This window comes from Bradyrhizobium sp. B039 (assembly GCF_038965675.1).
GTDB lineage: Bacteria > Pseudomonadota > Alphaproteobacteria > Rhizobiales > Xanthobacteraceae > Bradyrhizobium > Bradyrhizobium diazoefficiens.
In genome coordinates this window covers 738,572-755,156 of the sequence record NZ_CP152416.1, presented here as the reverse complement: position 1 = coordinate 755,156, position 16,585 = coordinate 738,572, and the positions used below count along the sequence as shown (strand labels likewise).

General features: G+C 60.1%; 7 protein-coding genes and 5 pseudogenes. 6 read left to right on the top strand and 6 right to left on the bottom strand.

Going from position 1 to position 16,585, the window contains the following annotated elements; translation table 11 throughout:
* Positions 1 to 22 precede the first annotated feature (22 nt).
* Complete coding sequence (locus AAFG50_RS03490) at positions 23 to 247, bottom strand: DUF2274 domain-containing protein (protein ID WP_011090986.1); 225 nt, start codon at positions 245 to 247, stop codon at positions 23 to 25.
* Positions 244 to 507, bottom strand: a pseudogene (locus tag AAFG50_RS03485) (TrbI/VirB10 family protein); the annotation flags it as partial. The pseudogene AAFG50_RS03485 and the gene AAFG50_RS03490, both read right to left, overlap by 4 nt.
* 114 nt (positions 508 to 621) lie before the next feature.
* Between AAFG50_RS03485 and istA the strand changes: the two are divergent.
* Positions 622 to 2,112: pseudogene (gene istA, locus AAFG50_RS03480) on the top strand (IS21 family transposase); the annotation flags it as partial.
* Positions 2,113 to 2,120: 8 nt separating this feature from the next.
* Positions 2,121 to 2,984, top strand: a complete 864-nt coding sequence (istB, locus tag AAFG50_RS03475; RefSeq protein WP_039183785.1) for an IS21-like element helper ATPase IstB — start codon at positions 2,121 to 2,123, stop codon at positions 2,982 to 2,984.
* A gap of 2 nt (positions 2,985 to 2,986) precedes the next feature.
* Here istB and AAFG50_RS03470 read toward each other — a convergent pair.
* A pseudogene (locus AAFG50_RS03470) lies at positions 2,987 to 3,481 on the bottom strand (reverse transcriptase domain-containing protein); the annotation flags it as partial.
* A gap of 1,427 nt (positions 3,482 to 4,908) precedes the next feature.
* Positions 4,909 to 6,420, bottom strand: a complete 1,512-nt coding sequence (locus tag AAFG50_RS03465; RefSeq protein WP_011084703.1) for an ISNCY-like element ISBj12 family transposase — start codon at positions 6,418 to 6,420, stop codon at positions 4,909 to 4,911.
* A 101-nt stretch (positions 6,421 to 6,521) separates the two neighbouring features.
* Between AAFG50_RS03465 and AAFG50_RS03460 the strand changes: the two are divergent.
* Positions 6,522 to 6,969: pseudogene (locus AAFG50_RS03460) on the top strand (IS21 family transposase); the annotation flags it as partial.
* Positions 6,970 to 8,723: 1,754 nt separating this feature from the next.
* Here the strand turns inward: AAFG50_RS03460 and AAFG50_RS03455 are convergent.
* Complete coding sequence (locus AAFG50_RS03455) at positions 8,724 to 9,020, bottom strand: DUF3892 domain-containing protein (protein ID WP_011091022.1); 297 nt, start codon at positions 9,018 to 9,020, stop codon at positions 8,724 to 8,726.
* Between the two features lie 752 nt (positions 9,021 to 9,772).
* Here AAFG50_RS03455 and AAFG50_RS03450 point away from each other — a divergent pair.
* From AAFG50_RS03450 to AAFG50_RS03440, 3 genes and pseudogenes are all read left to right on the top strand, one after another.
* Positions 9,773 to 10,069, top strand: a pseudogene (locus AAFG50_RS03450) (integrase core domain-containing protein); the annotation flags it as partial.
* Between the two features lie 3,239 nt (positions 10,070 to 13,308).
* Positions 13,309 to 13,560, top strand: coding sequence for a hypothetical protein (locus AAFG50_RS03445; protein WP_014490241.1), 252 nt, complete (start codon positions 13,309 to 13,311; stop codon positions 13,558 to 13,560).
* A gap of 1,293 nt (positions 13,561 to 14,853) precedes the next feature.
* On the top strand, positions 14,854 to 15,447 hold the full coding sequence (locus AAFG50_RS03440) for an outer membrane beta-barrel protein (RefSeq protein WP_011082835.1): 594 nt from the start codon (positions 14,854 to 14,856) through the stop codon (positions 15,445 to 15,447).
* Between the two features lie 744 nt (positions 15,448 to 16,191).
* On the opposite strand, the gene AAFG50_RS03435 is transcribed toward AAFG50_RS03440, so the two are convergent.
* On the bottom strand, positions 16,192 to 16,449 hold the full coding sequence (locus tag AAFG50_RS03435; RefSeq protein WP_014490244.1) for a hypothetical protein: 258 nt from the start codon (positions 16,447 to 16,449) through the stop codon (positions 16,192 to 16,194).
* Between the last annotated feature and the right edge of the window lie 136 nt (positions 16,450 to 16,585).

Sequence of the window (16,585 nt, the reverse complement as noted above, 5' to 3'; positions counted from 1 at the left end):
ACGCTGAACGATCGTCCCCTTATCAATTTGTTGCCGCGCGTTTCACCTTTGAAAACCCCTTGTCTGTTGCCATGAATCTTTGGATCATCGGAGCGATGAGCTTGGCGGGATCGGGTGCCGGCTGTCCGCTCTCGCGCGCGATCGCCTCGGCATAGGCGAGGAGATTGCGATGGACGGCAGCCGGCAACTCGACGGCGATCTTCACCGGCTTATCGTCGAGGATGGTTCCGAGCTTCAGCTTGCTCATCGGCTTGCCTCCTGGCGGTAGGGAGCCAACACCAAATCCCGCGTAACGATGACCCGCACCGGGAAACCTGGCCGGATGGTCAGCGTCGGCTGGATGTTGAGCTGGCGCTGCACGATCTGCTGGCCGGTCTGGCTGATGCTGTTGGACGCGCCGCTACGGATCGCTTGAACGAGGTTGTTCTCATTCTGGCTCGTGCCCGCCTCGCCTCCGACGCTGAGCATGGTCGAGAGGACGGCAGCCTTGAACAGCATGCCCCAGTGTGTCATTCGGCCTGCAATATTGACCCCCTAAGCCGGGGGATCGGCGTCCAAAATTGACCCCCTATAGGTTGGTCTGTTGCGCTGCCTGCTTTGGAATGAAGCAGGTGGTCGAGGATGCTGATCGTGGAGACGATTGCGCGGATTCGGCGCGAGCACTTCATCAAGGGCAAGACGATCAAGGAGATTGCCCGTGACCTGAAGGTGTCGCGGAACACGGTCCGGAAGGTGCTGAGGTCAGGAGAGACCTCCTTCGAGTACGAGCGGCAAGTGCAGCCGCGGCCAAAGCTGGGACGATGGGCAGTAGAGCTCGACGGACTGCTGGCGGCGAACGCGGCCAAACCGGCTCGTGAACAGCTGACGTTAATCCGGATCTTCGAAGAGCTGCGCAGCCGTGGCTATGACGGCGGCTACGATGCGGTGCGGCGTTACGCCAGGCGGTGGAGCAAGGAACGCGGGCAATCGACCGCGGCTGCTTATGTCCCGCTAAGCTTTGCCCCAGGCGAAGCCTACCAGTTCGACTGGAGCCACGAGGTGGTCTTGCTGAGCGGCACCACGGTGATGGTGAAGGCCGCCCATGTCCGGCTCTGTCACAGCCGCATGCTGTTCGTGCGGGCCTATCCGCGGGAGACGCAGGAGATGGTGTTCGACGCCCACGACCGGGCGTTCGCCCTGTTCAAAGGCACCTGCACCCGCGGCATCTACGACAACATGAAGACCGCCGTAGAGACGATCTTCGTCGGTAAAGGGCGTCTCTACAATCGCCGCTTCCTGCAGATGTGCAGCCACTATCTGGTCGATCCGGTCGCCTGCACGCCAGCGTCGGGCTGGGAGAAGGGGCAGGTCGAGAACCAGGTCGGGCTGGTCAGGGAACGCTTCTTCACGCCGCGGCTGCGGTTCAAAAACCTCGACGAGTTAAACGCCTGGCTGCTCGACAAATGCATCGCCTACGCCAAGGTTCATCGCCATCCGGAGCTGGTCGATCAGACGATCTGGGAAGTGTTCGAAGCCGAACGCCCCAAACTCGTTCCCTATGCCGGCCGCTTCGACGGCTTCCATGCGGTGACGGCATCGGTCTCGAAGACCTGCCTGGTGCGCTTCGACAACAACAAGTACTCGGTCGCAGCCAGCGCAGTCGGGCGACCGGTCGAGGTTCAAGCCTATGCCGATCGCATCGTGATCCGTCAGGATGGACGCATCGTTGCCGAGCACCCGCGATCCTTTGGCCGCGGCGATACCGTCTACGACCCCTGGCATTATGTGCCGGTGCTCGCCCGCAAACCCGGCGCCTTGCGCAACGGTGCTCCCTTCAAAGACTGGGTGCTGCCAGCCGCGATCGAGCGGATCCGGCGCAAGCTTGCCAGCACCGACGACGGCAATCGACAGATGGTCGACATCCTCAACGCGGTGCTGACTGACGGTCTGCCCGCGGTGGAAGCGGCCTGTGCCGAAGCGCTCAGTCACAGCGTCCATTCGGCCGATGTCGTTCTCAATATCCTGGCCCGTCAACGTGAACCCGCCCCACCGGCCAACATCATGACGCCGGCCGCACTGACGCTCCGTCATGCACCGATCGCCGATTGTGCCCGCTACGACAACCTCCGGAGGACCATCTGATGGAACGAACCCAAATCTTCGACCTCATGGGCGAACTCAAGCTCTACGGCATGAAGGCTGCCTTCGACGAGATCATGGCAACTGCCGTCAAGCGCCAGCACGAACCTCAGCGCATTGTCGGCGACCTGCTCAACGCCGAGATCAACGAGAAGCAAGCCAGGTCGATCAAATACCAGCTCACCATTGCCAAGCTTCCGCTTGCCAAGGACATCGCCGACTTCCAGTTCGACGGCACGCCGATCAATCAGACACTCGTCAATGATCTTGCTGGCGGCGGCTTCATCGCCCAACAACGCAACGTCGTGCTGGTTGGCGGCACCGGCACAGGCAAAACCCACCTGGCCATTGCCATCGCCAGAAGCTGCATCCGATCCGGTGCCCGCGGCCGCTTCTTCAACGTAGTCGACCTCGTCAATCGCCTCGAGACCGAGACCCGCAACGGACGGCAAGGACGGCTCGCCGAGCATCTGACCCGGATGGACTTCATTGTGCTGGATGAACTCGGCTATTTGCCCTTCGCCCAGTCCGGTGGCCAGCTTCTCTTCCACCTCGTCAGCCGGCTCTATGAGCGCGCCTCCGTCATCGTGACCACCAATCTCGCCTTCGGCGAATGGCCGAGCGTGTTCGGCGACGCCAAAATGACCACCGCGCTGCTCGATCGGTTGACCCATCACTGTGACATCGTCGAGACCGGCAATGACAGCTGGCGCTTCAAAAGCCGCGACGACGATCACGCCACCCGCGCTCGTCTCGTCTCCGCTATCCCGGCCAGCTCCAACGAGCCGAGCGCTACCGTCAAACCGCGGCGCACGAAGGGGTCAAAATTGGACGCCGATGAGGGGTCAAATTTACAGGCCGATTGACAGATGAGCTTCAGGATGCGCTTGTCAGCAACCCGCTTGGCAACCAGTCCCATCAGGATGTCGTGGTTGACCCGGTCAAAGAACTTCTCCAGGTCGATGTCCACCACGATGCTGTGGCCGGCCGCAATGTACGCCTGCGCCCGTTCCACCGCCCGATGTGCCGAGCGCCCCGGCCGAAAGCCGAAGCTCGTCTCGGCGAACGTCCTATCCCAATCCGCCTGCAGCACCTGCATCACCGCCTGCTGGATCAAGCGGTCGAGCACCGTCGGAATGCCGAGCGGCCGCAGGCCGCCCGACGCCTTCGGTATCTCCACCCGCCGCACCGGCTGTGGCTTGTAGGTGCCGTCAAGCAACTGGGCTCGGATCGCAGGCCAGTGCTCCTTCAGGTGGGCTGACAGCTCGCCGACGGTCATCCCGTCGACGCCCGCCGCGCCCTTGTTGCGCTTTACTTGCGCCAACGCTGCCTTCAGATTCTCACTCTCGACAACGTCTTCCATCGACGGTCCTGCGACCGCCGGGCGTTCGAGACAGACTTCCGCCGCACGCGCTTCAGGCTCTCGGGCGCCGGCGCTTCGGGCTTCACCCTCCGCTCCGGGGCTCAAGTTCAGCTCGACCTGATTCTTCTGCCGCATGGCTCGCACGAGATCGCCGCTCTACTGACCACTTCCACCGTTCAGGCCTTCAGCGGCGCGCTGCCGCCTACTACGCCCTCGGCTGACTTCTGCGCTGCGGTCAGGCCGTCTTGCGACGGTCTCAGTCTCGTTGCCGAGACACAGCGCAGACCTCCCGAGGTAAGACCGACCGCCTTCACCGCACGCCCGCCGAATTTACCACCCCGACCTTTGATGACCTTGGACTTCGCGATCAATTGCTCGCTCGTCCGGCCGGGTAGGCCTCGTTATCCGGTGTTTGTCCATCGGGCCGCGGCTTTGCTCCACGCTTTCTTCAGACCCCACCTCACGATGACGCCCTTGCGCTTCGCTAATCCTTCGCCGCCATCAGGCTGGATAGAGGACTTCCACCTCCAAGCTGTCGCTCATACTCGGCACACAACGAAAAACCCCGGCATGAAAGCCGGGGCCCCGTGATGCCACGGCGTACATCCGGCCGTGACGATCAGGCGACAGATTGCATTTGGTTCTTAAAGAAAATGTGACCTTTTGCGGCCGTCGCTCTTGAATGTCGCGCCAATCAATCGCGATCACACACTGTTCCATCCGCGCGTTCACCCTGTCCGGTATAAGATATCCGTGTCACGAAGGGTATTCGTGAGGTTACGTCGAGCCCGCCACCGACGCCGGCACGGCGTCACGTATGGAATCGTCCAGATGGCGATGCCTTCACCGACTTCGTACACAATATCTGCGGCCGTCTGCACGATTGCCGTCAGCACCACGGCGTTCATCCACTTCACGGGCTGACCGCGCCCTAGCCAACAGGGCAGATCTTGCCGCGGAGCTGCTAGCGTCACACCGAAGGGGCTGGACTGGATCAGGCACCCCGAGTGCTCGCGGTCCTCGTCTTTGAAGCTGGACTGAGAGCGACCTAAGCGTCGAGGCTCGACCGATCATCGCAGACAGGCAGGTTCGTGGCGGTCATTGTGAGGGGCATCGACCAAGCGGCGGCGGATCACAGACACGGCCAACGACTCTCGTGAGCGCGGCGTGTTGCCGAGGCTTGATCGCGGAAGCGGAGATTCGCAATCGCCGGGTCAGAGAGCCAATCACCATTGAGTTCGTTGGGCCGGGCTCTCGGTATAGCGCGACGATCTGGGTGGGAAGACGTATTGCCTCACATATCGATGCTCCCGGGCGCGATCAGTTGCCTCATTTATTTTGCTCCTGGCCTGAGTTGAGGAGGAGGCCGGGTGCGGAGATGGCCGGGGTTTCGGAGCGCCCGGCCTCCTCCGCTGGCACCTCGCACGTCATTGGGGTGTTGTGACCTCATGCCCTGGCGGCATTTTTTCTGAAGCAAACAGCAGCGCATTCGCTTGCTCGCTGCGCCAGGATTTCAACCGACGTTGAAGGGTTCGAAGAAGCTTGTTCGGATAGTCTCCAGGATATTCCACCTGCAGGCGCGAGAGCAGTTCGCTGCCGGTCCGCCAAGGCTCGGCTTCAAACCATTTTCTCAAATCTGACGTTGCCCGGATAAGCGGATCGGGACGACGCCGGCCCCTTTTAGCCTTCACGATTGGCCGATCCGTCGGGCGCGTGGCGCCGTCCTTCCAGGCCGTTCGCAGGCTTGCCAGGAAGCGATCAATCGATTGTGATGCCGCAGCAGGATGGGCGGATGGTTGGATATCCGCGAGCGCCGCGAGGCGCTCCTGCACGTCGCGGATGTCGCGCAACAACGTGACCGGATCGAGAGCGGTATAGATTTCCTGGAGATGGTGGCGGACCGCATCAGGCGTGCGGGCGTCCGCTGACAGGCGCTGGTGGGGTGTTGCCGGCGCGCTGTATGTCTTACGTACACGAGCACCGTCGCGCTGCTTGGCTAACAGTTTGAACGAAGGTTGGAAGAAGTTTACGAACAGCCGCGCTGACCGATAGAGTTCCGCCAGTAGCTTGGCCGCCTCCAGGCCTTCGAACCTACGATAGCCGACCATCCTGCGCACGACGGCGCCGTTCTTTTGCTCGACGAACGCCTGGTCATTCTTCCGGTAGGGACGGCAACGCGTGAAGACAATGTTGGCCGCCTCGCAGTAGGCCTTCAACGTCTCATTCATGAACACGGTGTCATTGTCCGTGTCGAAGCCGAGCAGCGCAAAAGGCAATTGCTTGCGCAATTCCGTCAGCACCGTGCTCACCAGCGTCTGTTCGCGCACGATCAGAGGTGCGCACTCTGTCCAGCCGGTAGCAATGTCGGTGAGCACGAGGGTCTGGATGAAGCTGCCGCGCGCAGATGGACCGCTATGCGCTACAAGGTCGGCCTCGACGAATCCCGGCGCCGGATCATTCCAATCTGCCGAAGTCCGTATTGGAATACTGCGACGCAGGGAATGCCCCGCGTGCCGCCGGCGCTTGCGACCCAATTTTTCTCGAACCCGCACCAAGGCGCGGTCGATCGTCGCAGCGCTCATCGCCAAAAGTTTGGTGCGAATCTCAGGGGCAAGGTCGAGGTGCCCGTACCGTTCCATCGCCTCAATCAGCGCGGGCATTAATGCTTTCAGTCGCTTCCCGCAGATGCGGTCTGACGCCTCCCAAAGCAGCACGAGTGCGGTGTGTTCTGCTTCATTATATATCCGACGTCGCGCCCGTCGGCCCGGATGTACGCCTTCCTGGTTTCGAAGTAGACGCATCGCATGCTTCCGATGGAATCCGGTGATGTCGACGAACTCGTCCAATATCCGCGCCTTCTTCGCGCGATCCGACCGCCGATAGCGCACGCCTGCCGCCGCCGTCAGTTCCTTCCGCGTTGCCATGCTTAGCCACCCCATCTCCGCCCCTCGCTCGTTCCCGGTCCAGGGGAGCAATTTACGTGAGGCAACGGCTTAGGATCCGGTAACAATTAAGGCGAGGCAATGCGGAATCGAGGGCGATTGTCGCCCGCCATCGGTGAAGTCGGACAGACCCAGGCGCGCAGAAGAAGACGCCGAGGGGCCGGCGCCGGTCCGATCCGCTCGCGCAGTATTGGGAGGCCGAGATCGTTCCGATCCTGAAGGCTGCGCCCGGCATCCGCGTGATCGGCGTGCTGGACGAGTTGCGCCGACGGCATCATGACCTGAACCCGAACATCCGCCGCACGCTGGAGCGGCGCATCAACGCCTGGCGGGCGCTCAACGGCGGGCTTGCAGAACGCGCTGTGGGCGCTTGGCGGCGTGCCGCGGGAGCATCGCAGCGACAGCCTGTCGGCAGCGTTCCGCAATCTGGCCGCCGACGCACGGGAGGATCTGACGCAGCGCTACGCCGGGCTGATGGGCCACTATGGCATGGCGCCAACGCGCAACAATGCGGGCATCGCACATGAGAACGGCTCGATCGAGAGCGGGGAACGCGTCTTCACGCACCAGAGCATAGCTCAACGGCTTTGGGACCAATATAGATGGGCCTCCCGCACGCGCCGTCGCCCCTACACTCTCAAACAACACTAAGAACCTTCTAGGCCGAACGAATCCGTTGGTCGGGCGGGCGGGCGGGCGAGTCTATTTGGTCGAAGAGACGTGGGAGCCGGGAGTGTCTGAAATCGTGACGCCAATCGGCCGTAAGCGGGCAATAGATTGGCTGAGCGCCAATCCGACCCGCCGTCGTGATGCGGCTGCCACTGATCGTAAGCGGGCCGAACGCCTTTTTAATGCGGCCTGATCGATCTGCAAAAGACCGAGGCTGAAATACTGGCAGGCTGAGCGGCGTTAAGTCGCTCAGTCTGGCCTATCAATTTAGGTAGGCCACGCACGGCGGCTTTCTCGCTAAACCGCACTTCAGCTCCCAGCGGATTAAGGTTCATGGGAAAGCAGGGTGTGGGTTAGCCTTTATGATCCGAGGGGCTAACTTCACGGGGCAGTGCGGATGCCGCAGGGATAGCGCCTCTATCTAAGCCCCCCAGCCGATAAAGGCGCCGAGTCGCATCCGCGCGGCTCTTGAGCCGACGAGGAAATCATGGCACCAAAGGCTAAGCCTTTAAGGCATTTGCGCGCGCGGGACATTGCTGAAGCGGTCCATTTCGCGACGCGAGTATCCTATAAAAGGTGGCCGACGGGCGTGTGGTTTGAGCTAAGAGATCGGATGGTCAGAACAGCCGACGGGCAATTCTATCTTATCGAAGATCACCCCATTAAGCTTGACGGCCATGAAGTCGCACGGCCTTACAGTCTAGCGAGCGTCTTTGCGTGGCTGCATGATTGCCCACAACAGATTGAGCTTTGAACGGCCCAAGCGGGCCGCTTTTCGTTTGTAAATTTTCCGCGCGGATCTTTGTCAGCTTTTGGAAAGCTAGCCCGAATACTCAGCCATTGAGCTTAGCGGCGCGTGGCAGGGACAGTGCGTGCCCCGGTGTACGCGAGGGGGCTAGAGCGCCGAGTCACGTCACCGCTAATCTCAATTGCAGCGCGGGCGCGGTAGGGACAACGCCCGATTCTTATCCTGACCTGGCGCCGAGCCGTGCCCGCGTTGCTTCCGGTCGCTGAGACTGATCGCCCAAGCGTCTGGCGGCAACCAGTCCTGGTAGTTGCGCCACGGGCTTTCCCGGACGATACTTTCCGCCGTCAGCTTCAGTCGCTTGACGCTGGCCATGTTGAAGTTGGCGGGGCGTGGTAGGGACAGCGCCTCTAATTCCAGCTCGGGCGCGGAGTCACGTTGCCGCTAACTTCTACCATAGGTCCAAATGGACGGTGATCATCAGCGTGACAGACCTTCGCCCGCAGAGCTGAGACGTTCGGAGCGGATACTACGCGCCGATCAGATCGCACCTCGGGGCCTCACTAAGGCCAACGCAGCCGCCTATTGCGGGTGCTCCAAGGACGCGTTCAACACGTGGATTAAGAAGGGCTTGGTACCGGAGGCTATCCCCGGCACTCAGCGTTGGGATCGCAAGGCGATTGATTGGTATCTGGACCGGGCGTCCGGTCTGCCTACCGGGGAGACCGCATCGAGCGATCCGCTCCCAGCCTGGCTGACCTCAGAACGGAAGGCTGGCAGATAGGAGCGTACACGTCCAACCTTTTCAAGTAACTCTCGGGAGGCGCTCTATCAAAATTATACTACTGATCAGCCGGATCGCCAATGAACTTTATCCTTGCGACAATTAGGGGCACTCAGGGAGTGAAAGCAAATTGTCCGGTTGAATGCCGTCGGCCTTCGTCTTGATGTACTTGTGCCCGTTGTGGACGGCCACAATCACATCGGCCGTGCGCTTTTCCTCGACATAGAACTCCCATACACCGTTTTCGATTTCTTTGATCGTGTGATCGACGGATTGCTTCCACCTAGACCCGTCCGGGTTTACTCCGCCAACGTTTTTGATTCGCTCGTGAGGGTTCTGCCTGTCAGTCTTGTTGATGCATTGAATTCGTATGCGGCTGGTCACTCGGGTCTCTCCCATCTGCAAGAAAAAAGAGCCTCAGTGTGGACCTCGGCCGTGGGTTAGTGTGCCGACCAATCCCAGTAGGTTGCCTTGCATCCTTCTCGGCGCCGAGTCGCGCCCCCATTGCCAGGCGACCGTGACTGTGATGCGGCAACCAGTTCTGGTAGTTGTGCCACGGCTTTTTGCGGTGGATGTATCCTACCGACAGCCTTCTTCCCTCCCGAAGCTGGCGGTGGAGTTAGCGGCGCGCGTGGTAGGGACAGCGCTTCTTCTTCTCTCAGATTGAGCGCCGAGCCACGTGGCCGCTAACTCCCAACCATGGGGCCAAAGGATGCATATATTCGAGCGGCACATCACGGCCCTACGGTCGCAAGCGCTTGAGGTGCTTACAGCCAATCAGGCCCGGGCGGCCGATCAGTCTTTGAGCCTGGCAGATCGCCAAGTCGCGACATTTGATGCCGAGGAGGCTCGGGCAGTGTTAGGCATCCTCGACAGCGTGAAGCCCAATCTTAGGCCGAACGACGCGCGGCGGATCGCTGCACGCATACGCGCGCTTCTAGAGTGGGAGGGTTGAGTGCCGCACGACTCTCTCGGGGACAAAGGCGGTCAGCCCCGGTCTTCGGCGACGGTCTGGTCAACAAGGCCTACTTAAACTCGTGAACATCAGCGGCGAAGGAGTTCGACTAGGCAGCTCTCCGGCAATTCATGTCCTGTAGGGTAGCCAAAGTCATTTCGATGAAACGTCAGCTTTCTTGACCAGCACTTTAACGTACGTATCCATCAAGTACACCGAGCGCCTGGCTGAGGCTGGCGTCGAGCCGTCTGTCAGCAGCGTCGGAGATTCCTATGACAACGCTCTTGCCGAAACCATCAACGGTCTCTACAAGGCCGAGGTGATCCATCGGCGCGGGCCATGGCGCAGCTTCGAGGCCGTCGAGTTCGCCACTCTCGAATGGGTCGACTGGTTCAACAACCGGCGGCTCCTGGAGCCCATCGGAAACATCCCGCCGGCCGAAGCCGAGCAACGCTACTACGCCATGCTGGAACAACCAGCCAAGGCGGCATAACTTAAACCAAATGGCCTCCGGCAAACCCGGGGCCGTTGACTATGATTGCCGGAAAGAGCTTCAGCGAGCCTGCGAACAAACCCCTTCGCCTTTTCCTTGGGTATCGTCGTGACGACGGACATGCGCCCGTGCGACTCTTGCTTGCGGGTGCTCAACTTGGGCGCCGCTCGAGCAGGATAGCGCCGATGAGACGCAACCTTCGCTTGCAGCATCGAGTGCAGGCCGCTTAAACTCTAGCCCCTGAGGAGCCCGACGCTCCTTTCGCCAGCCGCCTAATCAGCCTCAAATCATTTGACAACGGACAACGGTTGCCCCGCTTGTGCGGTGCCATCAACCGGTCGGCCCTCTGCTGAGATGTTTCGTTGTCGTGCAGAACTTCGAGACTACAGACGCGAGCGATCGCCACGACGCGGCGCGAGATTCGCTGATGGTTCATGGATTTTGCTTTTAGCTCTGATGCCGGTAGCGGACTGGCTGCCGGGGTTCAGAAACCGTAATCGTGACCGGCCAATGTGCTTTTGGGGTGCCCTTGGACACGGGCGCACCGTCCCCGCCGAACGGGGCTGTTAGCACGCTGGCCCATTGATGGCCACTGATGCTGTCTTCGGTTTCTGAGACCCAAGCCTATGGTCGCACACAACCTAGACGGTTGCAATGTTAATATTCTACTCTAGGCGCGACGAAACCGCGCGCTTCCGTTGCAAGGCTCGACGCTGAAAGAACTTGGCCTTCCATTTGTAGATGCTGGCGTCGCTGACGCCGCCGATCTTGTTGACCTGCGACGAACGCCTTGTTCCCCACGCAGACCAAGGGCACGCCCGCTGCAGAACCTGGCACGGCAGCGCTCGACAGGGCCGGCCTCAGAAGCGCGGTCGGAAAGTGGATAAGTGTTCGGTGTGAGATTCCGCCCTGCTGATGCCACGCGCTTTGGTGTTGCGGGGCGGGCGTGGCGGGAAAGGTCGGCGCCGATCTCATGTGGTCAGCGATTAGCTGGCTGGTGGGGGTATGGGTCGTGGCCATATGTCCACTCGATTCTAAATTGGTGGTTTCCCTTTGAACGAGAACCTGAGCGACGTGCCCTGCCGCGGCGTCGACGGCGACGCGGTCGCCTCTTCCTCAGTGGCGTAGGGGCCGGAGTACTCAAAATTGAGCGCAACCTTCCACCGGCCTTTATGGCGCGACACGAAGTATTGAACGCCAGCCATAAAGCTTGCTCCGGCCTCGCCCCTGTGATCGACAGATGGCCTTACTCTGCAAATCTGCCGCGGTCGCCTCAACTACCGAATTTGGTGGGCTCGGAAGGAGCAGCGCCTTGTAGTGATAGGGCTGGACTGTTGCTGTGACCGGGGAGACCAACTGCCGGGCCTTGGTCGCTTCCCTTATTCACGAGCGATCGCGGCTGCAATCGGCGAGATCGAGTGTCGAGAGCGAGATGTCGCCTAGCTGCTAGCCAGTCTTTTCTCTCTCGTTAGAGTCAAAGGCTGGATTGATGACGGATTGGGAGACGATCCACTTTTCCATTATGACCGTGATCCCAAGCTCTTGTTCCGTCTCAGCCCTCGGGAAAACATGCGTTCGATCGTCAAACTCGTCAGGGTCCCTCACGGTAGCAGCACGATTTGAGCCGAACCGCGTTGCCGCGCCCTTTCTATTGCCCCCCTGCACGCCCTGGGGAACGTCATTGGGATCTCCGTTCTTAATTAATAGTCTTTGACTGCAATACTGGGCGATATGATCCGGAAGCGCCGATAGCGGCGCCCGCTTGGCTTCTTCCCGTACTCGCGCTCCCACGTCGAAGTGTCAATCCGCACATCCGTCATGTTCGCTGATCGCCTCAAAGATTACAACCTTGCCCTAGCGACCGTGCTTCAGAGCGTCAATTCCTTCGAGCTGGTCGGGGTTGGGCTCGTCCTTGATGTTCCAACGGATATCGCAAGCCGCCGAATCTTCTCCAATCGAACAAGCGCCTCTTGGAGTAACGAGGCTCGGAATTTGCAAGTCGTCGGCGCGGGGTGGCGCTGCTCAGCCGTCCTTCGGAAATCCCTCCGTTCAATGCAGAAACACCATAGCGGCGGCACGCCTGACAGCTCTTTATTTCCGTCAGCTACAAATTCTTGTAGTTGACCCGCGCGGTGTCCTCCGGGCTGAATCGCGATCAACCCCACAGGAGAGCAAAGCTATGTCTCCACTAGAAGCAATCACCCGTTGGCTGGACTCACAAGATTTGGGCATGCAACTTGAGATCGCCGGTTTCGCGACATTCTTGGTTTTCGGGGATGATGACACTTTCACGCTCGGCGACTCGGAGCAGCTCGAGTCTCTTTACCGATGGTTGAACGAGCCAAGCTTGGCATCGGGCATCGCCGCCGAACGTGCCCTGACCTTTCGAGTGTACTTCGCTTCCTTGGCCGAGGATAGATCGACGGGCGCCGGATGGAAGCGAACCGAAGTGTTGGTGCGGAGAATTCTGAAAGACGCTACGCGAGACGGGAGGTTTGCCGCTGCCCGCAAGGCGCAAAGGATGCTTGAGCTCTTGCCCGCCCGAAAAGAGAGCTGGAATCAGGTCGTGAGATCCTGGAATGAATTGGCCGCGACGTATCTAACACACGAGGCTCTCAGTAGTTGGAGCGCCGCCGAGAAGCTCCGAGGCCTGAGGGCGATTTCAAGCACCAGCGTTCCTGTTGCTGGGCTTGGGTCGCCTCATCGAGGCGCTGCTTAATTCTGGTAAAGCCGCAATTCCCCTGTGCTGCGGGGCGAGCGTCTGCATGCACCTGTCGGATCCATGGCGGCCACGCTAGCCGCTTAAAAGCATGACAGCGCATTGAAACTGACCGTCAGGGCCACCGGAGGATATCTCCACCCGACCGGCGGCCCACTTGCGATGCTGTAGCACAAGAGCCGAAACCGGCATCTCAATGGCAGGCACGGCTTCGCGCTTTTCTTCGAACATATGCCAATGCCAGCGGGCCTAACACATCGAGATGAACGAAAGTCTCCGGATAGGCTATATCGTTTCGGTAGCTTCATTGCTCGAGAGCCGCTCAGGCCGATGTTCAGGGCCGTAAAAGGTGGTACGTCCGCCTGCCTTCGGCGCAGACGTGGCTGCTGCTCGACATGATGTCGCGGCGGCGTCAGTGCCGCTGCGAACGAAAACCGACAAATATCGGACAAAATCCGCAATTGGTGACGAAAAGTCCGGATTGGCTATATAATATGAGATCGTTGGATGGGGGAGCCCGATGTCGATCTATAACCCTTTGAGAGACAAGCTGGTCGCAAACAGCTCTGCCTCGCTCAAGATGACCTTTGCCGACATCGAGATGCTTATCGGTCGCTCCCTCCCGAAATCAGCGTATGAATATGATGCGTGGTGGGCCAACGAAGACCCCGTCAAAACAAATCACAGTCACAGCCTTGCGTGGACAGTTCCGGGGTATCAAGCCGAACCAAATCGATTGCAGCGGACAGTAACATTTCGGCGCAGGGGGTAGCATTTTCCGCAAAAGCGAATGCCTTGAACCTGGTTCGCTAATTCGACAATCGAGGATGCGTCGTGAATGAAAATGATCACGCGACACGACTAAGCCCGTATCGACAAGACATGATATTTCTTATCGCAGTAGCCTCTCCCTCCGTTGGCAGCAAGCAAGGGGCGGCCGGGCGCCGATACGCGTGCCGAGCTCGATCTTGGCGTCCCTCATCTCCGCCAGCAGAGCCACGGGATCGAGCGTGCGATAGCTCTCGAAGGCGCCGTTCGTTTGACGCCTTTGCTCAGCTTCGGATGCGCGAGAGCGCACTCAGGGATCATCGCCGCTTCGAGTTTGGGACGGAGCGGATCGGCGACCTTGCCGAACTGCGCCGTTGCAGCTTCTGCATCGAACTCGGTGACGATGAAGGCGAAGACGACACGGCGCCCGGTCTTCCAGCAACCGGCTCACGTGGCTGTTGGAGATGGGTGCCGTAGTCGGCCGCTCCGAGCGCAGTCGTTCAATACCGAACTCGGCTGGGAGTTCTGTGAGAGCTCCTGGAATAGCCAGTTCTCGGGATGTCGCTCGGCCTGTTTCGCGGCTCAAATTTCATGTATCGAAGAGGGTACTGGCCGTGATCGAGAAGGCCAGCCGCAGCAAGAAATTCTGGACTCTTAACTCGATGCGGCGCCGAGCCTTATCGCCGGCCCCTACACACGCCTCCGTCTTACTGCGGATGCATCGTCCGCCCGGAACGAAATGGATTGAATGCGGCTCGTCCGTCGAAGCTTCGCCGTAAGCGGGAACACTTGCATCCAATGGCCGACGAACGGTCGATACGGGCGGAACGAGGACACGCGGAGCAGCTGCAATCAGGAAACTGACTCGCTGTCGATGCGCTGACTCTTGTCATGCTGATGTGCTCGAAGCCGCGCAGGACGGGTAACCGCGATTAGACATTTTCGGGTCAAGCCACTTAATCAACAGTCGGCGGACAGCATCCGCGACCGACCCGACATGCACTTTGCCCATCGACCGGCCGCTCAGGCGGCGCTTGCGACCCCGTCAACTACCAACCCTTGCAGTTGATGGAGGTGGCGGAAACGTGGCAATCGTCGTCAATATCCCGTCGGGGGCGTCGAATTCGAAACTGGGATTCAGAAGAATAAAAAAATTGCTAGCGGGCACGGTAGCCCTCAACACGCTGGCTGCTCCTGCCTCTGCCGTTGATCCGGCCGCGCGGCCTTACTTCAAAGCGCCTCCGGCGGTCATTCCGATCTATGATTGGAGCGGCTTCTACGTCGGCAGTGCTGGGACGTGGTCAACGCCGGCGGCGTGGTCGTCGCTCCGCCCGTTGGCATGGGGCGCCATCATGCGACGGGAGGCACGGTGGGCGGTCACATCGGCTACCGCTGGCAAATAGCGAACTCGGTGTTCGGTCTGGAGACGCAGGGCAATTGGGCCGATTTCAAGGGCTCCAACGCGAACCTTGCTTTCGCAGGCGTCCGGGATGACTCCACGCTTGATGCATTCGGCCTGTTCACGGGCCAAGTCGGCTATGCTTGGAATAACGTGCTGCTCTATGTAAGAGGTGGGGCTGCAGTCGTCCGTGACAAATACCGGGTCTCCGATTTTGCGACCGGGCTCACTATCGACAACGGCAGCGAAACTCGTTGGGGCGGCACGGTAGGGGCGGGCCTTGAATTTGGCTTTGCTCCGAACTGGTCCATCGGCGTTGAATACGACCACCTGTTCATGGGTCGTCGGGATGTGGATTTCTTTTTTTCACCCGGACTCGTGGGTGTTCCGGTGGGCACTTTTGCAGGGACTGCCCGTATCGGTCAGGACGTCGATATCGGCTTGGTCCGTGTGAACTACCGGTGGGGTGGCGTGATCGCCACGACCTATTGATCGATCTTCGCCAAAATGGCGCGGGTTCGCACCAATATCCTGAGCCGCATCGCGGCATAGAAACCTTGGCAACAGGGACTCGCATCAATAGCGCTATCGGCTTCTTGTCGGTACATCGGCTCGAGCTGGTTAGGCGTGGTTCAAAGGAATCTGGCTGATCTGGTTATGACGCAGCGCCACGGCGAGATCGCGGCGAACTCAAGCGTGCTGCCGTGGTCGAACGCCAGCCGCTTAGTGGCTGGCTGCGCCGATTTCCCGGCCCCGTGCCTCCACCTGCATCACCGTCGGCTTTCCGGCCGTCGGAGAATGATGAGGCAAAAAATAGTTTTGTCGACCGTCGTAGTTAACCCGGCCCTCGCTTAGGGAGACACAGGTCATCGATTACAATCGTTCCGGTCGGCCGCAGCACGCTCATCGCACAGGCAGCGCACTGAAATGCGAGCCGAGGTGCGAGCCGGGCGCACCTTCGTGCTACGACTTGGTCGACCAGGTCGAGGCCGCACTGGCCACCTCGGACGAAAGGCCGACGAGCGGTCGAAGCGGCGCTCGTGCGAGGGTGGGACATAACGTCGACGACGTGATGGCTTGCGTCATCGTCGCTGCCGATCTCTGCGCCCGATCAGCCTGCCGAACCCCCGCTGGCGCGGATCAATTGGGAGCGCCTCGGAGAGCGGATGCAAAATCTCGAGAGGTGGATCGGCAGCGCTGAAGCGGAACTCTTGTGTTAGGACAGAAACGCGGCTGTCATCCGAGCCGCATTGCCAGCGTCTGCTCGTAGTAGATCACCTCCGCGAAGCCACGGCCGAGGAAGACCGCCAGTGGGTCGGCGACGAAATCAAACGCGAAGGGGGATGAAGAACAAATCGGTTTGCCTGATCCGACCGGGCTGCAATGAAGATGACCCCCTTTGACAGGGTTGCCCCTCTTTACAACTTCCGATTGCGTGATAGTAATCCCCTCTAGCCCTAAGAGGGGGGCGGCCGTGGCGATCATCGAGAACATTCGTCTGCTCAAGGGCGTAGCCGTGTTGCGCTGATTGACTTCATGAAGGTGGTTGACGAGACCCACCTCACCGACCTGCGGAAATACTGTAAACCCTAGCCGCCATCAGCAATGGAGCGCATGTACCGGCTTAACC